Here is a 22412-nt window from a genome sequence, read left to right on the forward strand (position 1 = left end):
AAAGGCAATTGGACCTTCCTATCTAGTAGTCATCTACTCTGTCGGGAGATTGTGGAGCTTATCCTGAAGAGTTGGAACTTTGGTGTCTGAAATTGGAAAAGTACAACATAGATTAGCTATAAGGTTGGCTCAATATGCAGTCTTACTGGCGTTTTTAATCGGTCTAGGGCTAAGCTCACTTCAAGTCTGGCAAGATTACCATGAACATGGAAATCGATTAGATCAAATTATTCATGAAATATTAGAGGCAAGTAAACCGCCCGCAACGCGTGCTGTGCATACATTGGACCAAGCTCTTGCTCAGGAAGTTGTTAATGGTTTAACGCAGTATCCTTTTATTTCAAGGGTTCAGATTAAGGATGAATTGGGTGAGACACTTGCTGAAAAACAGAAGCAAGCGAATAGAAGTAAAACTCAATGGTTAACTGAAGTCATTTCAGTGAATCAAAAGCAATATAATTTAGACCTCAATACACTTGAATATCACAGTCCTGTAACAGGTGGGTTGATGGTCGTGGTTGACAATGACCAAGCGCTTCAGCCTTTTTTTGAAAGGGCTCAATCTGTTCTGATTGCTGGTATTGTTCGTAATGTTTTACTAGTTATCTGCCTCATATCACTTTTTCATTTTTTCCTAACAAAGCCTTTGGCTCTGTTGGCTAAGCAGTTTTCCCTTCTTAATCTCCAAGAGGGTGAAAGCAAATTACTGAAAGTGCCTCTAAGACATAAAACAACAGAACTTGGTCAGTTAAGTGACGCAGGCAATGATTTTATTCAAACTGTCCAATCTTTATTAGTTGAGAATAAACGCAGTCATTTAGCGCTTACGCAAAGTGAACAGTTGTTACATCAGCTAATAAATCAGATCCCACAGTTGATTATGGCGATCAACAAAGAGGGTGTTTTGCTTTTCTGTAACCATCAAGTAGCAGACTTTTATGGCCAACCGATAGAGTTTGTCACCAATAGACCGTTAGATCACTTCCACACTGTGAAGGATGAGCTTGAACAGTTAGATTCGGTTCGACGAAGTGTTGAAATGAACAATGCATCCGAGGAGATTGGAGAGCTTTCTTGGTCGCGGCCTAATGGGAAAAAACTATATTTCTCAATTCTTGCTGCTCCGTTTTTACATTTAAGTGAGCAAGTTACTCTGGTTGTCGCCACTGACATTACGGATCAGAAAGTAGTTCAAGACCACATAAGCCATATGGCTAACCATGATAGTTTGACAGGGTTGCCCAATAGGGCGCTGCTTAATGACCGCTTATCTCTCTCCTTATTGACCTGTAAGCGAAATAAAGTTCATAACGCTATTCTATTTATCGATCTTGATCACTTCAAAACTATCAATGATTCCCTTGGACATGGTGTAGGGGATCTGTTGTTAAAAAAAGTATCGGAATTGTTAAGTAGCCAGGTACGTTTAAGCGATACCGTTGCCCGTTTAGGCGGTGACGAATTTGTTATTCTTCTCCAATCGACCCATGAAGAGTTGGATCGTGTGACGTCTGATGTGCAGCTTATATGTGAAAAGTTACTTACGGTTTTATCCCAACCTATCGATGTCCAACAGCATCAATTGCGAATTGGAGCCAGTATTGGTGTGGTTGTCTTTCCTATTCCAAACAAGAGCATTGATGATTTAATGCGTTTTGCAGATACCGCAATGTACCATGCGAAAGAGAATGGGCGTAATAATTACGCTTTTTATCATCAGGCGATGTCTCTAGCTGTTGAGAAACAGCAGGATATGGAAAACCAGCTGCACCGAGCGTTAGAGAAAGAGGAGTTTTGCATACATTATCAACCTTTAGTGACAGTTAAAGGCGACATTATAGGGTTTGAAGCTTTACTTCGTTGGCAGCATCCAGAGCACGGTTTAATGCCGCCCATTGAATTTATTCCTAGCCTAGAAGTGAGTGGCATGATTGTTCCCGTGAGTAACTGGTTATTGGCGGAATGTAGTCGGCAAATAGTAAAATGGAAGGAAGAAGGTTTTTGGCAGGAGGGGTGGTATACCTCGATAAATATTAGTCCTCTGCAGTTTTATCAGCCTGATATGATTCCCGTTTTGGAGAAAATTATCACGGAGGCTGGCGCTGGGCTAACGGATGTATGTTTAGAAATAACAGAAACTGTGGCGGTAGAAAATATTGATTTTGCGGTATCACGCTTAAATAGTATTCGAGAGCTCGGTATACAGATAGCGCTGGATGATTTTGGTACCGGTTACTCTTCACTTAGTTATCTCAAAGACCTGCCTATAGATATAGTGAAGATAGACCGTTCATTTATTCAAGAGTTAGGCTCAGGAAATAAAAGTCAGCCTATTGTTGAGGCCGTGGCTTCTATTGCTAAAACATATCAATTAAGAGTGATTGCCGAGGGAATAGAAACACAAGGCCAGTTAGAAGGGGCCCATGCTGTAGGGTGCCATGTTTTTCAAGGTTTTTATATTGAAAGGCCTCAAGAAGCGCAGAATTTACGTTCTAAGTATCTTTGAAATGCTGACATTTGATTAATCATATGTCGCTTGAAAAACGGCACATAAACGTAGGAACTTTATGGCAAGTCGATTGCCCTATAGATTGAGCTTTTTATTTCAGTTAAAGTGCGGTTAGGTTCTTAAGGTATGAATTAATGGGTTATTCAAACTCTCTTTCAAGACGTAGTCGGATAATTGCAGCGTTTAGTTTGCTGTTTTTTATCGTCTACTGTTCAGTGGGAGTGTGTACTAATTTATTGAGCTAGACTTTAAAAGCTCCGGGGGGTGCTCCGATGGCAGCTACGATCGATCATAGCCAACATCAGATGGATTCCGATACCGTACCTGAACACTGCCAACCTGAATCATCCGGTTGTCAGTGGAGTGTTAATCCCGTGTTTGATCCTGTGGCCGATGCCCAGCCGGCAAGCAGTTTCTTTTTCCTCTATGTAACATTCACCACGGCACTCATATTAAGTTTATTACTGCGCCTGCAAACTGGGGGAGCTTTCTTTTCCTTTGCGCGTGAGCAGTTTTACCAACGCAGTTATCCTCGTATACACCTACAAAAGTCTGTTTTCCTGAATTAAGTAAACCTCTCTTTTTTGTATTGCTACTCCCTGTTTTTGTGGAGTTCTTTATATATAGTTTTGAGAGATTTTTTATGCGTGCTTTATCTTTTTTTATTGTGGTGATCAGTGCCACCTTTACCTTATCTGTTAATGCGAGTCTTAGCCTCGATACAGCGGTACAGGATGCTCTTGATAATGATCACTGGGTGTTAAGTAATCGTTACTCTGAGAACGCAATGCGAGCGGATGCGATTGCCAGTGGTGAATTACCTGATCCCAAAATGCGGGTTGCGTTAGCGAATCTGCCGATCGATAGCTTCGATTTTAATCAAGAAAATATGACCCAACTGCAGTTGGGTCTTTCCCAGCAGTTCCCGCGGGGTAATAGTTTAGAGGTTCGGCAGCAGCAGTTGAATCTCATGGCTGATCTGAAACCTTTGGAACGTCAAAATCGAAGGGCTCTCATAAAAAAACAGGTGAGCCAGCTCTGGTTGCAGCTGCACCAAACCCAAGAGCAGTTGGTATTACTCAAACGCTACCGTTATATCTTTGATGAACTGATAGCGGTCAGTCGAGGTAATTATCGAAGCGGAAAGATTCAGCGTTTTGAGCTGCTTGATGCAGAGCTACAGCTGACCCGTTTTGATGATCGCGTAGCGGCGCTCATTCAGCGAAAAGCACAACTCAAACGTGGCTTATCAGAATGGCTGTCAGCGGAAAGCCAAACTTTATCAGATCAGCTACCGACATCGCTTCCAGAGCTCGCGTTTTTACTATCTATCGCTGAATTAGAGCAGGATCACCTGCTTAATCATGCTCTGCTAAATCATCCCGTCTTACGTCAGGTCGATCAAACGATAGCGATTCGAGAAAAAGGGATCGAGCTTGCCGACGAAGCATATAAACCTGGATTCAAGGTCGATGCTAATTATGGTTATCGGGATGAGATGGAAAGTGGTGTAAACCGAGATGATTTTTTCAGCATGTCGGTCACATTTGATCTGCCTATTTTTCCTGAAAAGCGCCAGGACGCAAAGCGTAATGCTGCAATTAATCAACGTGAAGCAGCGAAAGAGCAGCGCTTGTTAAAGCTACGTTCGTTTAAGGCTCAGCTTGAAGCAGAGCTAGCCGATCTTAATGGCATTAATCAGCGGATTAAGATCTACGATCAGCAATTTTTACATAAATTAAGCCATAAACGTAAAGCTGCGATAAAAGCTTATAGCTCCGCAGATGCTGGCTATAAGGATGTTTCGGCTGCTGCGATGAGTGAATTAGAAACCAAGTTAGTACACATAGAGCTTCTTCATCGTAGAGCTTTAACAGAGATTAAAATTAACTATTTATTGTCCGGGCTCGACACTCAAATACAGTCGGCATCACACAGTGTTCAGCAGGAGTATAAGTAATGAAAAAGAGTAGTGTGAATACGTTATTGATTAGCTTAGTGCTTTTGATTGGCGCTGTAGCTGGATTTTATCTCGCCAAAAGTGACTTAATTTCAACGGCTGAAACGGTAGCCGAAGATAGCGATAAACCGCTCTATTGGGTGGCCCCTATGGACGCAAATTATCGTCGGGACCAGCCGGGCTTGTCACCAATGGGAATGGAGCTCGTCCCTGTTTATGCTGAAGATAGCTCGAGTGATAGTTCACCCGGCACTATCACCATCTCACCTGAAGTAGTAAATAATTTAGGTGTGCGGATAGCGCCTGTTTTATTTAGTCCTTTGCAAAATCAAATAGAAACCGTGGGTTATATCTCTTTTGATCAGGAAAAGGTGATAGATATTCACTCTAGGATCTCCGGTTGGGTCGAAACCTTAGCCGTGAATGCCGAGGGTGAATATGTCGAAAAAGGGGCGCTACTCTATGAGATTTACTCCCCAGAACTTGCGAATGCTCAAGAGGAGTTTATTGCAGCGCTGAAAAGCGGTAATCGCTATTTACGCAGTGCAAGCCAAAGTAAGTTACAAGCTTTAGGCGTGCAACAAGGTTTTATCGAGCGCTTAAAGGGCATTAAAAAGGTCGTGCAAAATGTTCCTGTGTTTGCCGAGAAAGCGGGGTATGTAAAAGAACTGAATATACGCCAAGGCATGTATATCAAACCGGCAACAAAACTAATTAGCATGGGGCCTTTAGACCAAGTTTGGGTGACTGCCGAGTTTTTTGAACGCCAGGCACATCAGGTGAATGTGGGTGATGTTGCTGAAATGACCCTAGACTATCTGCCGGGTAGCGTTTGGCAGGGTAAGGTGGATTACATTTACCCCGCATTAGATAAAACAACACGCACATTACAGGTACGTTTGCGCTTTGATAACCCCGAACTGTTATTGAAACCTGATATGTTCGCGCGTCTTTCTGTAAGCACTCAACCCTCGAAACCAATGCTGAATATACCTACATCCGCGCTGATCAGCACGGGTTCTCAAAAACGTGTTGTTCTCTCATTGGGAGATGGACGCTATAAATCTGTTGCTGTGACTGTAGGTAAAAGTACAGGTACAGGTTCTGCTGATAGAACAGCCATTTTAACAGGGATATACCCGGAAGACTGGGTTGTCACATCTGCACAGTTTTTGTTGGACTCTGAATCCAGCATCAGTTCTGATTTTATGCGCATGACACCTCCAATGATGGGTGTTGTTGAGGAGGTTTGGGTTGCTGCGATGGTCATGGAGGTGGATGTTGATAAGCGCTTAGTCACACTTTCTCATGAAGCGATTCGGGAGTGGCAGCAATCAGCCATGCTGATGGAGATCCCAGTTTCAGAGGGTGTGGATATCAACAAGCTCTCTCAGGGCGATGTAATACAAGTGTTATTGAATGGGGGAAATATGAGCAACTTAGTGGTTGCTGATTATATTCTTCCCCGTCCTAAAGCGCCTCGAGCGAATACCCCTCAGCTTAATCCCTTTCAAGAGAGCCGTGAGGGACAGTTATGATTAAGGCGCTGATTTTTTGGTCAATTAAGAATCGATTTTTTGTCCTTTTAGCAACCTTGCTTTTAATTGGCTGGGGCGCATTTGCGGTTAAAAACACCCCTATTGATGCCATCCCTGATCTGTCAGATGTACAGGTTATTATTAAAACCAATTACCCGGGGCAAGCACCGCAGGTGGTTGAGGATCAAGTAACTTATCCACTGACCACCGCCATGCTCTCTGTTCCTGGGGCTAAAACCGTACGTGGGTTCTCCTTTTTTGGTGATTCTTATGTTTATGTGATTTTTGAAGAGGGTACGGATATCTATTGGGCACGTAGTCGTGTCTTGGAATATCTCAGTCAGGTGGCTTCAAAATTACCTGCTGATGCAAAACCTCAGCTTGGTCCTGATGCAACGGGGGTTGGTTGGGTATATCTGTATGCGCTGGTGGATAGAACCGGGCAGCATGATCTGTCGCAATTAAGAAGCATCCAAGATTGGTTCTTAAAGTATGAATTACAAACAGTACCGGGTGTATCAGAAGTAGCGCCTATTGGCGGAATGGTTAAACAATATCAGGTCAAAGTCGATCCGGATAAATTGCGTGCTTTTGACATTCCACTGAGTCATATAAACAGAGCGATAAAACGGGCAAATCAGGAAAGTGGTGCGTCTGTTATTGAGATGGCTGAAGCTGAGTATATGGTCCGTGCGAGCGGTTATCTTGATGGTATTGAAGCGATTGAGGCCATCCCCTTAGGGGCCAACCTTAATGGCACGCCCATTTTGCTTAAAGATCTCGCAGAAGTTGTTGTTGGGCCTCAGATGCGTCGCGGTATTGCAGAACTCGACGGCGAAGGGGAAGTTGTCGGCGGTGTGGTCGTTATGCGTTTTGGTGAAAATGCACAAACCACCATTGCCAATGTAAAAGCGAAACTTGAAGAGCTAAAACGAAGCTTGCCGGAAGGGGTCGAAGTCGTCACGGTGTATGACCGTTCTGGACTGATCGAAAGTGCGGTTAACAACCTTTTAGAAAAACTGCTTGAAGAGTTTATAGTCGTCATTATCGTGTGTGCGCTGTTCCTATTTCATTTCCGCTCCTCCTTAGTGGTGATTGTGAGCCTGCCGGTAGGTATCTTGGTCGCGTTTATTGTGATGTATCACCAAGGCATCAATGCCAACATCATGTCACTAGGTGGTATAGCAATCGCTATTGGCGCAATGGTCGATGGCGCCATTGTGATGGTCGAGAATGTTCATAAGCATATTGAGCGTACACCGTTAACGCCACAGAACCGTTGGCAGGTGATTGGTGAGGCCTCTGCGGAAGTAGGCCCAGCGCTTTTCTTCAGCTTATTGATCATCACCATGAGCTTTTTGCCAGTGTTTACCTTAGAAGCGCAAGAGGGAAAAATGTTTTCCCCGTTAGCCTTCACTAAAACTTATGCAATGGCCGCTGCCGCAGGGCTCGCCGTCACTTTAGTGCCGGTGCTCATGGGTTACTGTATTCGCGGGAAAATACTGTCGGAGCATAAAAAACCGATAAACCGTCTGCTACTTGCCTGTTATTCGCAAGGTCCTGAACTGGCCGAAAGTAACGGTCACCCTTGCTTTAATGATCACCGCGTTAGGTTTCTGGCCATTGGATAAGATTGGCAGTGAGTTTATACCTCCTTTAGATGAAGGGGACCTCATGTATATGCCAACGACCTATCCGGGGATCTCTATAGGTAAAGCAAGGGAGTTACTTCAGCAAACGGATAAGTTAATCCGTACAGTACCTGAGGTAGAGCGCGTATTTGGAAAAATTGGCCGTGCTGAAACCGCGACAGACCCCGCACCGTTAACCATGATCGAAACCTTCATTACCTTGAAGCCTAAAGATCAATGGCGCGAAGGAATGACGACGAAAAAGCTCACCCAAGAGCTGGATCGATTGGTGAAATTTCCCGGCCTAACAAACGCATGGGTCATGCCGATCAAAACCCGCATTGATATGTTAGCCACAGGCATTAAAACACCTGTCGGCTTAAAGGTGGCAGGGCCTGATCTGAGTGTTATTCAGGGCATCGGTCAGCAACTTGAACAAGTGCTTACGCAAGTGGAGGGTACAGCATCGGTTTATTCAGAGCGGGTTGCGGGTGGTCGTTATATCAAAGTTGATATTCAGCGGGAAAAAGCTGCACGCTACGGCTTAAATATTGCGGATGTACAAACGGTAGTCACCAGCGCAATCGGAGGTATGAATGTCTCTGAAACCGTTGAAGGCCTAGAACGTTACCCTATTAATGTGCGCTATCCACAAGCGTACCGTAACTCAGTGGATGGGCTCCGCTTGCTGCCGATAATAACGCCCAGTGGTGCACGCATAGCCTTAGCCGATGTCGCGCATATCTTTATTGAAGATGGGCCTCCGGGTATTAAAAGTGAAAATGCGAGGCCCAATGGATGGACCTATGTGGATATCCAAGGGCGCGATTTAGGCAGTTATGTGGCTGATGCTCAAAAAATCGTTGCCGAGAATGTGGATCTACCACCGGGGTATTCGATCAACTGGTCAGGGCAGTATGAGTACCTATTAAGAGCAAAAGAGCGTTTGAGCTATGTGGTCCCGTTTACCTTAGTGATTATTCTGTTTTTACTCTATTTAAGCTTTAGGCGTTTTGCAGAAGTCGCCATTATTATGGGAACGCTACCTTTAGCCCTAATTGGTGGCATCTGGATGTTATACCTAAACGGATTTAACTTCTCTGTTGCCGTAGGTGTGGGTTTTATAGCGCTTGCAGGGGTTTCGGTAGAAATAGGCGTCATCATGCTTGTTTACCTTAATCAGGCGTATGATGCGCTCTACCGACAAAACAATGGCCAGTTAACCCGCGAAGATCTGCATACCGCGATTGTTAATGGGGCCGGTATGCGAGTACGCCCGGTGATGATGACGGTAGCGACGGTTATCGTTGGCTTGATCCCTATTATGTATGGTGATGGAACCGGTTCTGAAATCATGCAACGCGTTGCCGCGCCAATGATCGGAGGCATGGTTAGCGCCGTGGTGCTAACGTTGGTCTTAGTCCCGGCGGTTTATTACCTATGGCGTAAAAAGCAGCATGGAATTTAGGTTTGCGTAGCAGGGTAAAAGGCTAAAAGGCTATACCCCGTAAGGGGTCTTATTTCTTTCTAGAGCAAGTCACCGGTAAATCTGTTTATCGATGACTTGCGTGTCTGGTTGTTATCTTCGTGCAAGGGCGTAAATGAGGAACCGTATCTATTTCTTTCTATGGGCTTAAAGGTGAGAGAAGTGATAACGGTTTTTGCCTTTTTCTTTAGCTTCGAGCATGAGTAGGTCGGCTGCTTTTAATAGATCATCGCGGCTCTCATGGTGATCTCGAGTGACGACGATGCCGATACTCACACCTAAATGATATTGCTGATCACCAATATGAAGAGATTCGTTCAATTTATTAATAATCCGTTGTGCTATTTCTTCTAAGTGCTGTTGGCTTTCGGGGTTATGAATCAAAATGACAAATTCATCACCACCTATACGAGCTAAGATATCAACACTACGAAGCATCTGACTTAAGCGTTGGCTGACATGTTTTAATGCTTGGTCGCCTGCTTCATGGCCAAAACGGTCATTGATAGGTTTAAAGTTATCAAGATCAAGGTAAAGAATAGCGAGTTGCTCTTTAGATAACTGTATACGCTTAAGCGTACTATCTAGCCGCTGCATCAAGGTTCTTCGGTTATATAACCCCGTCAGAGGGTCATGTTCGGCCATGTGTTTTACTTTACTCTCTGCGCTGTTCCGTTTGAGCTGTGAGCGGGCGTATAAATAGGTACCTACACCTGACACGACAATAAGTAGCACACTGAAAACTAACATCAGCTTGAGACGGTGATGGCTGCTTAAAGCAATTGTTTCTGGTTTTATATGAGTGATTAAAATCCATTCCGGCCAGCCAGCACTGTGCTGTTCAAATTGCTCTATACGGGGTTCTTGATTGAGTTGAACTCGATGGTAAATATAGTAACCATCTTCCTGTTTCAGTGAACCTGAATTCTGTGTAGAAAGTGCCTGCCAGAGTTCTGGATTCAGTTTAGATAGGGGAGGCTGGGTACTATTTGGGTACATGAAGGACCAGAGTTTGTCTTTATCTTCACCATGTATCCAAAAACCTTGTTGATTTAACATCATTATTTGACCCTGGCTAAGGGACTGGGCATCCTCTAAATGTTGGATTAAATGGCTAGCATTGAGGTTAATGATGATCAGCCCTAGCAACTGACTTAGGCTGTTTTTTACAGGTGTGGCTATACGAGTTATTGGCTTGAAAGGAATCTCAATTTCACCATGTTCTACATTTAGATCTAGTGGTGAAATATACACCTTTCCGTGATTTAAACGCCCAGTTTCAGGGACATAATAACGGTCTTGTTTATTTTGCAGTTCCTCTTGCGGCACGATCTCAATTTGGTATTCACCTTTATTGATACGTACTTGTTCTAAGCCTTGGTGGTCTATGAAACGGATCTGATCGTAGCTGTGTTTGATATCGACGATATTTTTGAATTCAAGCTCTACCTCTTCAGTAGCGGTCAGATTGCCAGCTAAATGCCTAACAAAATCGGGTTGAGAGGCTAAGGTCCGTGTGTCTAATACAGCTTCAGCGATACGGTAGCTTAATGCTTTGTCTATCAGTACGAGTTGCTCCGCTTCATTTTGGATCATTTTATCTTCTACATCTGCGGATTGCGTTTGATGTACATTGATCAGAAATAGAATCAGTAGAGTGACCCCAAATAGATATGAAGTGCTATAACGCACCTCTAGTCTATTTAGAAAACGTATCATTGAATTAGCAGCAGGTTTAAAAACGTAGATATAGATAGCTAAAGAGCTAATGCTGGCAAAAGCGAAGGTTTTTAAATCAATAAAAGGAATAAGGTCCCACCCTAATAATCCAGTAATTGATTGCAAAAGTGTGAGCGACAACACTATGCCAAAAACACTGACGCCTACTTGTAAATATAGCCATTCACGTACTTTTTCAGACGGTCTAATCTGGCGAGAAACGATCATGATAAAACGTAAGATTAGGAGTGAGGTAAGGGCTAGAATAGATGCATTGGTGATGGCTTCAAACCAATAAAATTCGGCTTTTAAATTGAGCGCTGAAATAAGATGAGAGCTAATGCTGTCGGTTATTAGCAGAGAAAAAAATAGAATGAAAACCGGCATGATCAGTATAAAACTCAAAAAAATGGGGAGCAAAATATTATTATGTTTATGCCTAAGAATATTACCAAAAGGTCTGATTAAAAACTAGGCGGGCTGTAAAATGTAAACCTTCAAAGGTTCTATTATCATGCAGGTTAAAGGTTGATTTTTGCTAGACTGAGATTAGGCAGTATAAAAAATGTTTTTAGTTCTCATTAGGTAAATAGAGTCTGAAGTAGGTGCTCATTGAATAAAGTTGAGAATGATCGTTTAATCTGGATCTCTCTTGTCGCAATCGTTGTGTGCCCTGCGTTGGTTGTCGTTGTGGCTTTATCATTTGAAAGCTTGCGAGCTGACCTCTATGAGGTGGACTTCCTTGATGTTTTTGGGGAGCTACTTCTCTTGATTCTGGTCCAGTTTTGGATTCTCACTATTGCCTTTGCACAGTTACGTGCTGCCACATATCACTACTTGATTACAGGTTTTTCGATCATTACCTTAGCTAACACAGCCGACTTGTTAGATGAGTTTGTCTTAGATGAATTGAGTTTATTGAATTTGTTAGAAAATATAGCGTATCCGCTGGGTATGATGATTACGACAGTCGGTTTGTTTAAGCTCAGCCGAGATTACAGAAAGCTGATTTCTAAGGTAAACAGGGATAGAGATAGTTGGCGCAATAAAGCTAACCGTGATCAGCTAACGGGTTTGTTAAATCGTCGTTACTTTTTTGAAGTGATGCCTGATATTGCTAATGCTGATTCGCTGGATAAGGCGGCACCGGCTTTACTCATGCTGGATATAGATCTATTTAAATCCGTTAATGATCAATTCGGCCATGACAAGGGGGATAACCTTCTGCGTTCAGTGGGTGAATGTATTAGAAAGTTCTGTCGAAATGAAGATAAAGGTTTTCGCCTAGGAGGTGAAGAGTTTGGGATTTTGCTTTTGGATGCAGATACCGATGCAGTTCTTGAAGCCGCTGAACGGATTAGGCAACGTATCAGCATTATCCAGTTAAAAACCGAGTCGGGTGAACTTGTCTCTAGGACTGTCAGTATTGGTGTAAGTTTTTTAGATAAAAACGATACGCTAGATAGCTGGATGAAAAAAGCGGACGACGCGCTTTATCAGGCAAAAGACCAAGGTAGAAATAGAGTTATCGTTGCTAAAGCGATCAGTACGCCTTCAATGTTGTCTTGAACTATACCTTTAAGCTCAATATACCTTATAAGCTTAATATACACGTAGAGGCATTCTCTTAGCGCTTATCCAATGCTTTCGCTTGTTTGAGCCGCTGTTGTAATAGTTCACCAAACATCTTCGTGGCAGGTCCTGCGTAATTCCCGTCAGCGTAAATCATAGACAATTGAATATTCTTTTTTCCGCCCGCCGATAAGGGTAGTGCTTTTAGTAAACCGTTATCAAGTTCATGCTGAATTTTTAATGCGGGGTACCATGCATAACCTAAACCTTGGCATGCAGCGGTTATGGACGTTTGAATATTTGTCACGGTTAAGCGCTGTTCTGCACCAAGCCAGCCAGAATCTATGTCTCGACTACCTGAATCACTGACTACTATTTGTCGGTGTAAACGGAGATCCTGATAATCTAATGAGTGTCTAGTTTTGTGGAGCGGATGTGTAGGGCTCGCTACGGCGATGAATGAAATATCGAGTATAGGGTCACCCATAAAACCTGGCGGGATTCTTCCCCCAATGACGATATCCGCTTCTTTGCGTAATAGCGCTTCGTCTGTACCACTCAATACGGTCTCTTTAAGTTCAATACGTGTGAGTGGCTTTAGTTTAGCAAATTGATCAATCACTTCTAGCATAATGGTTTCAGGGAAGAGCGTATCCATGGCAATTCTAACATTGGGTTCCCAACCCTCGGCAAATTGATCTGCCAGCGCCTCCATCTGTCGTGCTTCTTCAACCAAAATTAAAGCACGGCGATAGAGTGCTTTCCCAACGGCAGTTAAGACCGCTTTGCGCCCCTCAACTTTTAATACCTGTACGTTAAGTATGTTTTCTAGCTTTTGCACGCCGTAGCTGATTGATGATTGGCTCTTATTCATCGCTTCGGCAGCGGCTGCATAGCCACTGTTATCTACAATAGCGATCAGTGTTTGCCATTGTTCTAGGGAGACTTTGGGCATAATTTATCTATTTTTTAGATATTAATGAGCTAATTATAGCTATTTATAATCGTTTTAATAAATATAAAAATAGATTCATCGAATTAAACGCAGCAATTGAAAGGTGAATTACATGGCGAACTTACTCCACATTAAATCCAGTATTTTTGGTGATAGCGGTAAATCAAGTCAGCTGGCAACGAAATTTATCGATGACTGGAAGATGCAGAATCCGCAGGGAGAGGTCGTAGTCAGGGATCTGGTTGCCGATGATCTGCCCCATTTAGATAGTTTTGTCATTAGTGCGTTAACAACCCCTCATGATGAGCGTACAGATGATCAGCAAGCGCTTGTGGATCGTTCAGATGAACTCATAGCCGAGATCAAAGCTGCGGATCAGATAGTGATGGGAGTGCCAATGTATAACTTTGCGGTGCCTTCTCAGATGAAATCTTACTTTGATCTATTAGCAAGGGCGGGAGTCACGTTCAATTACACCGAGAACGGCCCCGTCGGTTTAATAGGTGATAAGCCTGTTTATCTTATTGCGACACGTGGCGGTTTATATAAAGAAAATGGTATTGATTTTCAGATTCCCTTTGTTCAGCAATTCCTAAGCTTTATAGGTCTGAATTCGGTGGAGGTCATCTATGCTGAGGGCTTAAATATGGCTGATATATCGGGCTCTTCTTATAAGGAAGCGTATCAGCAGATAGGATCTATTCATTAAAGCCTATTGATTAAGGCTTATTTCCGGGGCTTGTTGTAAAAAGTTTGAGGTATCCATTATGGGTTTATTAGTTGAAGGGCAGTGGCAAGATAAATGGTATGACACCGCCAGTAATAAAGGGGAATTTATACGTAAGGAATCACAGTTCCGCAACTGGGTGACTGTAAACGGAGATGCGGGTGAGCAAGGTGTCGCGGGTTTTAAAGCAGAAGCTGGCCGGTATCATCTTTATGTCTCGCTAGCGTGCCCTTGGGCGCACCGTGCATTGATTATACGCCAACTAAAAGGGCTTCAGGATGTGATAAGTGTTGATGTTGTAAACCCATTGATGCATGAGCAAGGCTGGACCTTTGATAAGAGCTTTGACGGAGACAGTGATGAAATAGTAGGAGATAGTTTGTTTGATTACGACTATTTGCATCAGGTTTATACCCGTTGTGACCCCTCTTACAGTGGCAGGGTTACAGTCCCGGTTTTATGGGATAAAAAGTTAGGGGTCATTGTTAATAATGAATCTTCTGAAATTATCCGCATGCTTAATTCGGCATTTGATCACTTAGTTGCGCCTACAAAAGATTTTTATCCTAGCGTCTTACAAACTGAGATCGACATGATCAACGCCTTTGTTTATGACGATATCAATAATGGTGTTTATCGAGCGGGGTTTGCAACAACACAGGATGCTTATAATAGCGCGATAGAAAAACTGTTTGCTGGGTTAGATGCTTTAGAGAAGTTATTAAGTCGCCAGCGATACCTTGTTGGAAAACAGCTGACAGAAGCGGATATTCGATTATTTACAACCTTAGTGCGGTTTGATCCTGTTTATGTGACTCATTTTAAATGTGATTTGCGACGTATCTCTGATTACCCTGCGCTTTCTGGATATTTAAGAGATATATATCAAACACAGGGAATCGCCGACACCGTTAATATGGAGCATATAAGGCATCACTATTACCGGAGTCATACGATGATTAATCCGACGGGTGTCATCTCTGTTGGTCCTGAATTTGATCTTGCTTTAGCGCATAACAGGGGGGCTTTATGAGTCATAACCAATTTACTAACTCGCGTTGTATTGCGGGTATTATTCCTGGGGTCGATGGTGAGGATGGAGCAGGGGTTAAATTAAAGCGAAGTATTGGGCGAAACCCTCAATCTCGCTTGGATCCTTTTTTAATGCTGGATGCTTTTTCCACAAGAAATCCTGATGATTACATCGCCGGCTTTCCTGCACATCCTCATAGAGGTTTTGAGACGGTCACTTATATGCTGGATGGGCATATGATTCATCGTGATCATATGGGTAATGAGGGTGAATTGAAGGCCGGTGGGGTGCAGTGGATGACTGCAGGTCGAGGGGTGATTCATGAAGAAAGACCTATAGCCGTCGAAGGCCTTATGCGTGGTTTTCAGTTATGGATTAACCTACCTTCGAAAGAGAAAATGAAGCCAGCTGCGTATCAGAATATAACCGCGGAAGAGGTACCCCGAGTAGTTTTGAAAAATGGTGCTGTTATTAAGTTAATAGCAGGGGAAATTGAAATAGAAGGCTCCGTGTATCGCGGGCCGATTTTGAGCGAAAGCAGCGCTGAAAGCACTCAACCTCTTTACCTTGATGTGTCCATTCCTCCTTTAGCGGAGATGGGTCTACCTATCCCTGCGGAGCATAATGCGTGTATTCAGCTTTTTGAAGGGGAAGCTTCAGTTTTAGAGGATGAGTTGGTCGTAGATGGGGTAAGTTGTTTGTCGAAGGGGGATGGAGTCGTTATTGCTACAAGTGAACAGCCTGCGCGAATGTTAGTACTTGCAGGGAGACCTATAGGTGAGCCAGTCGCGCAATATGGGCCTTTTGTAATGAATACGATGGAGGAGGTAGAGCAAGCAATTAACGATTACCGTAATAATTGCTTGGTCGAATAGTTCATAACCTGAATGGCTGAAAGGAAAGTTATAATCTCTTTTGTACTTCTATTGCTCGAGGATTTTAAAGAGGTGGCTTTCCTTGTGGAACGTTTGTCGAGCGCTTAAGGAATCTGCATACCCCGTTGAACAAATTCAATATGACCCATGCGTTTTATCCATGCATGGGCATGGGGGAATTGTTCAAGTTCAATCAGTTGCCATTCATATCGCATGGCCCATGGGTAGATCGCAAAATCAGCAATAGAAAGTTCTTCACCGACAATAAACTGTTTGTCAGCAAGTTGAGAATCAAGAACGCCCCAGAGTCGTTTTGACTCATCATTATATCGCTTCTGGGCATAAGGGACTTTCTCGTTAGAGAACTTATTGAAGTGATGGGCTTGGCCTAAAAAGGGCCCAAACCCTCCCATCTGCCACATAAGCCATTGAAGACAATCTAACCTTTTAAGTGGATCTGAAGGGATAAACTCGCCGTACCTTTCTGCTAAATAGACGAGGATAGCTCCGCTTTCAAATAGTGAGACGGTTTCTTCATTTGGCCCTTCGCTATCTGTTAACGCAGGAATCTTATTGTTAGGGCTAATGCTTGAAAATTTAGCGTCGAACTGTTCATTCGCAAGAATGTCTACGGGGTGAACTCTGTAGGGTAGTCGTAAAGCTTCAAGCATAATTGAAACTTTACGCCCATTGGGGGTGCCCCATGTATATAGATCTATCATTTAGATTCCTTAACGTGAAGTAAAGTGATCATAGATACCCATTAGTTCTTGCTCGGTAAACGTGACTATAATCAGCTGCTGACCTGGCTTAATAAGATTAGGATCATCTCCTAAAATGCCTTCTTTGTAATTATAGATATAAGTCTTATCTACTTTGTTCTTTAAAATCTGACCTAGAAACGAACTACGCTTGTTGGCTAGTTTCTCATCTGCGTCCTGCGGGATGTTGGCCGTTACTGCTTTATCAAGGCCCGGTAATGTGAGCCCTTCGGTAAATGTTTTTATGAGACCGTGCTGGATTATCCCCCAGAGACCTTCTTTATCATGGTCGTTTACTGCATGAATAAAAAAGACATTTTGTTTGGACTCTTCCGGGTTATCTAAAAGCTCTTGAAGTTTGATTTGGTTTGCAGGGGTTATTTTAGTCAGAGTGCTGTCGATATCAGATGTGATTTTTACGGGTGCCGAAATAGTCGGTAAATGGCTGGATACTGCATACGTCTGAGATCCGTCATCACTCTCTTCACCTGAAACTGTCTGTGAATTTTCGGATGTTATTTTTAACGCTTGCTTAGAGGGCGCAGGTAATGAAAGAAGCTGTTGTGCCGTTACGAAATTATCTGCTTTCTCTATTGAGATCGCTTGCTCACTACCTTCTGTTAAGCGGTTAATGTGATCACGTGCCTGAATATTTTCTGTTGCTGGCTGTTTTACGGCAACAGATGGTTTATCTGTCAATTTTTCGTTGCTAAGCAAAAGGTAGCCTGCAATTAATGCCGCAGCAATTAGCGTAGTAAGTAGAATTCGCTGCATTCTTCCATCCTCTATTTAAGTGGAGAGACCCGCTTTGGGGCCGGAATAAAAGGAAAATTGTCCTAGCACTTTTCTTATAGTTTAGCTTCATGGAAAGCGCTATTAATTCCCAAAGTAGCTCGTTAACAGCTTAATGCTTTGTTTGCTTTTTTGGAAAGAAAACATTCTCAATTAAAAACCTATAGGGTTTGCTTTATTCTTAAATATATAAGTAATACAATTGATAATCATTATTATTTATTGGTATTTTAAGTGGATTATGTGAACAAGGCTGTGGCGCTTAAAGATAATCTGGCGTTGCTTGAATTGGTAGAGCAGCAAAGATTTGGTGTTGAATATCAGCCCATTATCGATACTTGTACTGGAGCTGTACTGGGTTACGAGGCTTTAGCGCGTTTTTTTGATGCCCAAGGTGGGGCAATAGCACCACTCGAGGTGTTTCGGGTGCTACATGAAAGTCCTTTGATGTTGGCTCAAGTCGAACTGCTTTTAAAGCGATTACAGATTCGATATCGGCCCGATACTTACCCCCTTTTCCTGAATATAGACCCGCATGCTTTTGCTGTCTTCAGTCAGGATGAAAGTGGTAATGCGATGGCGTCTATATTGACTAACAGCAGAGATGTTGTCATCGAATTGATCGAGAATACAGATGTTAATGATGCTTCAATGAGTAATGATGTGGCTCACATGATGCGAGAGCAGGGGTTTTCTATCGCATTAGATGATGTAGGTGCGCCAGACACGATGATATCGCTCAATATTCTAAGTGATGTTGACTACATAAAATTTGATCGTCACTGGCTGAATGGAAATAACACACCTTCGATGCAACAGCTATTAAAAAGCTTTGTGAGTTATGCGCAATTAAGTGGTAAAAAAACAGTACTTGAGGGGGTCGAGTCAGCAGAGGACTTGGCTTATGCGGTTAATATTGGGGTTGATTTAGTACAAGGGTACTTTTATCGGGAGTTATTTATCAGTGAATCTTGTGGGCACTAAATTGACTACCCGCTTTGCCTGATTGCTTAAAGTAACTTGCGATACCTTTTGTTGCATCAAGTTGATCTATTGCCCCAATGAGGAGGCCCAAGGTTTCTTCACAGCTTCTTTAAGCAAACTTTTTAAATTCCGCTATATTGTTATAGATTAGTCTAACGTATTGATTTGTATGATTGAAAAAATTGAAGAAGTACTTTTCTTTTGGTTTGGTCCAATAAAAGATGGCTTTACGGTCAGTGATAGGGCTTCGCTTTGGTGGGCCGGTGACGGTAAGAATGATCGTTTAATCAGTGAACTGTTTGGGCATAGGGTTCATCAAGCCTTGCGAGGGGAATTGAGCCACTGGGCTGATTCGCCGCGTGGACGTTTAGCACTGATTATTTTACTCGATCAATTTACGCGTACTATCTTTAGGGGCTCTGAAGATGCGTTTTCAGGAGATCCTGCCGCACTTGAACTTTGCCTTCAGGGAAGGACACTTGGCCATGATCAAGCATTGGAAATTGTTGAAAGAACCTTTTTCTATATGCCTTTAGAGCATGCTGAACAATTAGATAAGCAAGAACTCAGTATTGGCTGTTTTGAGCAAATGCTCATAGAGGTATCTGGCCGGGATAAAATTCAAGTAGAAAATTGGTTGGATTTTGCTCATCAGCACTATGATCAAATCGTACGGTTTGGCAGGTTTCCGCATCGTAATGCTGTATTGGGAAGGAGTTCTACTCCTGAAGAGCTGGCCTTCTTGCTGCAGAGTAAGAGTCGTTGGGGGCAATAGGCTTTAGAATAGTGTGCTTTGTGATTTTGGTTGTTGCCAAGGTGAAAAGAGGCAGCAGTCAGGCCTATGTTGCTCTAGTAAATTGACAAAATAGTTTGCTAGCTCTGGGGCTTCTGCATTATCTGGAGTATGAAAAAAGAAATAAGGTGTTTTTCCCTCATCCATCCATCTGATCGCTTTGTTGATCCAAGGTTCTAAGTAACAGGTGCTATCTGTCCACTTTTGTGCGGATATAAATCGAACCATAGGTGAGTTTCCCGTTGCTATCGCATGGACTGGAAGCTGGGGTTTATGTGACTTAGCTTTTAGGCTTATAGGATCTGAAGCAGGATCAGCGAAAAGTGCACGTGTATCAAAAGTTGAACGATTTACATTGTGTTTTAACAACAGTTGATTAAAGGCCTTTTCAGTATCAGCCTTATCGAAAAAGCATAAATTACGTATTTCAACAGTGTATTCGAACGCTGACGGTAGTGATTCAAGAAACAAGGAAAGGTCTGGAAGTGCATTGTGATCAAATCTTTCGGGAAGTTGGATACACAGTAAACCTAGCTTATCTATTAGTGGGGTGAGGCGGTGCAGAAACTCAGTGGTTTCTGTTTCGCAATGCCTCAGTTGCTGCTGGTGGGTAATGGATTGTGGAAATTTAAAGCAAAACTTAAACTGCTCTGATGATTCAGTACGCCATTGCTCAATAGTTTCGACTTTTGGTAGGCCGTAAAACGTACTGTTACCTTCAACGCTACTAAAATGTCGTGTATAAGCATTTAAGATATGTTGTTTTTTTCCTCTAGCCAACACGGTTTCATGCCAAGCGGAATGTTGCCACTGAGTCAGGCCAATGTAGCAGCGCTGTAGATGGGGAACTGTTAGTTTTTGCATGAAATGTAGTTGATGTACTTTGGTCTATTAGCGTGTAGATTGTAGCTGTTAGTTTTTATTATTACTGCTTATTTTGAGAGATAGTATATGGATTTTGCTTCACTTCTAGGAATTGTATCCGGTTTAGCGTTGATTATTTCAGCCATTGTTATGGGTGGTAGCGCAGATGTTTTTGTTAACGTCCCGGGAATGATGATTGTAGCGGGTGGTACGATTGCTGCGACTTTACTAACTGTGCAATTTAGAGATGTTGTGAATGCGTTTAAGGGGGCATTTATTGTCTTTACGCAAGACAAAACGAATCAGCAGGAGATGATAGATACGATGCTTGAATTAAGTCGTATTAGTCATCGCCATGGCCTTTTAAAGGTTGGCGATGTGGAGAGCTCTTCGCCTGTTTTAAAGCGTGCCTGTATGTTATTGGCAGAGGCTGCATCGGAACAAGTTATTCGAAATACTATTCAAAACGAGATTGATTCTTTAATAGCTAGGCACCATGCCACACAGGATGTGTTTAAGAAGATGGCTGCTTACGCACCTGCTTTCGGTATGTTGGGTACGTTGATTGGACTTATTCAAATGCTTAGTGAATTGGACAATCCAGATACTATTGGGCCGGCGATGGCGGTTGCGCTTTTGACGACGTTCTATGGCTCACTACTGGCAACTATGGTTTTTTTACCCATCGCGGGGAAATTAAAGTCTCGTACTTTATTAGAGGTTACAAATCTGGAGATTATCCGAGAAGGTTGTATCAGTATCTTAACAAATGACCATTATATGCACGTGTATGAACAGCTTTCTTCGTATATTCCTGCTGCTAAGCGTAAAAAAATTAAGGTAGGTAAAAAGTAGGCGGATTAAGAATATGAGTTCTAAGGAATCCTTGTTAGAAGAAAATGACTCAGCAGGTTGGCTATATACCTATGCTGATTTAATGACGTTACTTTTGGTGTTTTTTATTCTTCTGTTTTCTTTGTCGAGTATTGAAGCTGAACGCTTTGAAGTGGCTATGCGCTCATTGAATGAGGCTTTTCATGGCGAGGGCGCCAACAGTATTATTGATTTGCCCCATGAAGCGCCTATTAAAACAGAGGTGCCGGTAGAAATTGAAGAGAAGCTACCCGCGCAAGACTTAGCAGATAAAGAAGCTGAGAAACTGAATGAAGCTGAAGCTGAAATTCAAAGTATTGCAATTGATACTGAGTTAAGAAAGCTAACAGATGAGGTATCAAAACAGTTTCAGGTATCGCTTGCTAAAGATGCGGTGGAGGTCGGGGCGCCTAAGGATGGCAAAGTGGTTATTAAGGTAAAGGGAGATGTACTGTTTCCTTCGGGTTCGGCTGAGTTTAATCGTGAAATGATGACTGTGCTTGATTCGATGGTGCTTACTTTAAAGAAAAACCCGCAGATGAAGTTAAGCATTCAAGGTCATACCGATGATATCCCTATTGAAACCTCACGTTTCCCCTCTAATTGGGATTTATCGGCAATCAGAGCAACAAATGTATTAAGGTATATGGTACGTGGGGGCATTGATTTAGACCGAGTATCTGCAACGGGGTATGGTGAATCAAAGCCTTTAGTACCTAATGATAGTTTGGAAAATCGAGAAAAGAATAGACGCCTAGAATTTGTATTAGAGAGGCTGCCTGAACAATGAAAGACGCTTTGAGACTGACTTTAGATGAGCATGAAAATCGCCGCAAAGCTTATCGTACGCCTGTCGATGAAAAGGTTAGCATGACGATCGCAGGAGATGCGGTGGTTTTATTGGATATTTCCGAAACGGGTGTGGCGTTTGAAACGGATCAAAATTTCTCTGGAATGATTGAAAATGCGTTGATTTTCTTTACCTTAAAAAAGAACTGTCGCCTTAAACCTACCTTAAAAGTAACTTTTTGCTCATCGGGCCGCTGTGGTGCTGAGTTTGTTGGTTTATCGCAGCGAGCACATCTGGCGCTATCAGAGTTAATTGTTGATATACAAAAAGCTAGAATTCGCCAGCAGAGAGAAGAGCGGTTTAGTGACGAGGGTCTATAGATCGTTTTCTATCCAATTGAAAATAATGAAAAAAAACCTTGTGGTTTAGTTAAGTGGTCTGTATTATTCGCCCCACATTGATGCGGGGTGGAGCAGCTTGGTAGCTCGTCGGGCTCATAACCCGAAGGTCGTAGGGTCAAATCCTGCTCCCGCTACCAATTCTATCTATG

18 protein-coding genes, 1 tRNA gene and 1 pseudogene are annotated in these 22412 nt (G+C 42.8%); 15 read left to right on the forward strand and 5 right to left on the reverse strand.

What is annotated here, in order from left to right; translation table 11 throughout:
* Positions 1-82: 82 nt before the first annotated feature.
* From B4K11_RS10005 to B4K11_RS10025, 5 genes and pseudogenes are all read left to right on the forward strand, one after another.
* Positions 83-2506 carry a putative bifunctional diguanylate cyclase/phosphodiesterase gene (locus tag B4K11_RS10005; protein ID WP_292956914.1) on the forward strand — a complete coding sequence of 808 codons (2424 nt, stop codon included), beginning with the start codon at positions 83-85 and terminating at the stop codon, positions 2504-2506.
* A gap of 275 nt (positions 2507-2781) precedes the next feature.
* Complete coding sequence (locus tag B4K11_RS10010) at positions 2782-3078, forward strand: hypothetical protein (protein ID WP_292956911.1); 297 nt, start codon at positions 2782-2784, stop codon at positions 3076-3078.
* 74 nt (positions 3079-3152) lie between these two features.
* Positions 3153-4469 carry a TolC family protein gene (locus B4K11_RS10015; RefSeq protein ID WP_292956908.1) on the forward strand — a complete coding sequence of 439 codons (1317 nt, stop codon included), beginning with the start codon at positions 3153-3155 and terminating at the stop codon, positions 4467-4469.
* Positions 4469-6007 carry an efflux RND transporter periplasmic adaptor subunit gene (locus B4K11_RS10020; RefSeq protein ID WP_292956905.1) on the forward strand — a complete coding sequence of 513 codons (1539 nt, stop codon included), beginning with the start codon at positions 4469-4471 and terminating at the stop codon, positions 6005-6007. Before B4K11_RS10015 ends, B4K11_RS10020 begins: the two co-directional genes overlap by 1 nt.
* Positions 6004-9106 (forward strand): annotated as a pseudogene (locus B4K11_RS10025) (efflux RND transporter permease subunit). The gene B4K11_RS10020 and the pseudogene B4K11_RS10025 overlap by 4 nt, the downstream one beginning before the upstream one ends.
* 165 nt (positions 9107-9271) lie before the next feature.
* Here the strand turns inward: B4K11_RS10025 and B4K11_RS10030 are convergent.
* Positions 9272-11230 carry a sensor domain-containing diguanylate cyclase gene (locus B4K11_RS10030; protein WP_292956896.1) on the reverse strand — a complete coding sequence of 653 codons (1959 nt, stop codon included), beginning with the start codon at positions 11228-11230 and terminating at the stop codon, positions 9272-9274.
* A 225-nt stretch (positions 11231-11455) separates the two neighbouring features.
* Here B4K11_RS10030 and B4K11_RS10035 point away from each other — a divergent pair, with 225 nt between their 5' ends.
* Positions 11456-12412 (forward strand): GGDEF domain-containing protein, encoded by a 957-nt coding sequence (locus tag B4K11_RS10035; RefSeq protein ID WP_292956893.1) that lies wholly within the window; start codon positions 11456-11458, stop codon positions 12410-12412.
* Between the two features lie 58 nt (positions 12413-12470).
* On the opposite strand, the gene B4K11_RS10040 is transcribed toward B4K11_RS10035, so the two are convergent.
* Complete coding sequence (locus tag B4K11_RS10040; protein WP_292956890.1) at positions 12471-13370, reverse strand: LysR family transcriptional regulator; 900 nt, start codon at positions 13368-13370, stop codon at positions 12471-12473.
* Between the two features lie 112 nt (positions 13371-13482).
* Here B4K11_RS10040 and B4K11_RS10045 point away from each other — a divergent pair, with 112 nt between their 5' ends.
* From B4K11_RS10045 to B4K11_RS10055, 3 genes are read left to right on the forward strand one after another with little or no spacing between them, the layout of a single operon-like run.
* A complete protein-coding gene (locus B4K11_RS10045; protein WP_292959353.1) occupies positions 13483-14079 on the forward strand; it encodes an FMN-dependent NADH-azoreductase in 597 nt (198 codons plus the stop codon).
* A gap of 58 nt (positions 14080-14137) precedes the next feature.
* Complete coding sequence (locus tag B4K11_RS10050) at positions 14138-15130, forward strand: glutathione S-transferase family protein (RefSeq protein WP_292956884.1); 993 nt, start codon at positions 14138-14140, stop codon at positions 15128-15130.
* Positions 15127-16005: a pirin family protein gene (locus B4K11_RS10055; RefSeq protein WP_292956881.1), complete on the forward strand. Its 879-nt coding sequence runs from the start codon at positions 15127-15129 to the stop codon at positions 16003-16005. The genes B4K11_RS10050 and B4K11_RS10055 overlap by 4 nt, the downstream gene beginning before the upstream one ends.
* A 104-nt stretch (positions 16006-16109) precedes the next feature.
* Here the strand turns inward: B4K11_RS10055 and B4K11_RS10060 are convergent, their stop codons facing one another.
* Together B4K11_RS10060 and B4K11_RS10065 are read right to left on the reverse strand one after the other, a co-directional pair.
* The gene (locus B4K11_RS10060; RefSeq protein WP_292956878.1) at positions 16110-16727 is read right to left on the reverse strand and encodes a glutathione S-transferase family protein; all 618 of its coding nucleotides are present in this window, start codon (positions 16725-16727) and stop codon (positions 16110-16112) included.
* A 9-nt stretch (positions 16728-16736) separates the two neighbouring features.
* Positions 16737-17540 (reverse strand): hypothetical protein, encoded by an 804-nt coding sequence (locus B4K11_RS10065; protein ID WP_292956875.1) that lies wholly within the window; start codon positions 17538-17540, stop codon positions 16737-16739.
* 252 nt (positions 17541-17792) lie between these two features.
* On the opposite strand from B4K11_RS10065, the gene B4K11_RS10070 reads away from it, so the two are divergent.
* The gene (locus B4K11_RS10070) at positions 17793-18542 is read left to right on the forward strand and encodes an EAL domain-containing protein (RefSeq protein WP_292956872.1); all 750 of its coding nucleotides are present in this window, start codon (positions 17793-17795) and stop codon (positions 18540-18542) included.
* A gap of 169 nt (positions 18543-18711) precedes the next feature.
* Positions 18712-19317 (forward strand): DUF924 family protein, encoded by a 606-nt coding sequence (locus tag B4K11_RS10075; RefSeq protein ID WP_292956869.1) that lies wholly within the window; start codon positions 18712-18714, stop codon positions 19315-19317.
* Positions 19318-19320: 3 nt separating this feature from the next.
* On the opposite strand, the gene B4K11_RS10080 is transcribed toward B4K11_RS10075, so the two are convergent.
* The gene (locus tag B4K11_RS10080) at positions 19321-20199 is read right to left on the reverse strand and encodes a DUF72 domain-containing protein (protein WP_292956866.1); all 879 of its coding nucleotides are present in this window, start codon (positions 20197-20199) and stop codon (positions 19321-19323) included.
* 87 nt (positions 20200-20286) lie between these two features.
* On the opposite strand from B4K11_RS10080, the gene B4K11_RS10085 reads away from it, so the two are divergent.
* The 4 genes from B4K11_RS10085 to B4K11_RS10100 all read left to right on the forward strand — a co-directional run bounded on the left by B4K11_RS10085 (position 20287) and on the right by B4K11_RS10100 (position 22400).
* On the forward strand, positions 20287-21054 hold the full coding sequence (locus B4K11_RS10085) for a motility protein A (protein ID WP_292956863.1): 768 nt from the start codon (positions 20287-20289) through the stop codon (positions 21052-21054).
* A gap of 13 nt (positions 21055-21067) precedes the next feature.
* Positions 21068-21862 (forward strand): OmpA/MotB family protein, encoded by a 795-nt coding sequence (locus B4K11_RS10090; protein ID WP_292956860.1) that lies wholly within the window; start codon positions 21068-21070, stop codon positions 21860-21862.
* On the forward strand, positions 21859-22242 hold the full coding sequence (locus B4K11_RS10095) for a PilZ domain-containing protein (protein WP_292956857.1): 384 nt from the start codon (positions 21859-21861) through the stop codon (positions 22240-22242). The genes B4K11_RS10090 and B4K11_RS10095 overlap by 4 nt, the downstream gene beginning before the upstream one ends.
* An 81-nt stretch (positions 22243-22323) precedes the next feature.
* A tRNA-Met gene (locus B4K11_RS10100) sits at positions 22324-22400 on the forward strand.
* Positions 22401-22412: the final 12 nt, after the last annotated feature.

The sequence above is a fragment of the Neptuniibacter sp. UBA6509 genome, from assembly GCA_002435145.1.
In the GTDB taxonomy this organism is placed as follows: domain Bacteria; phylum Pseudomonadota; class Gammaproteobacteria; order Pseudomonadales; family Balneatricaceae; genus Neptuniibacter.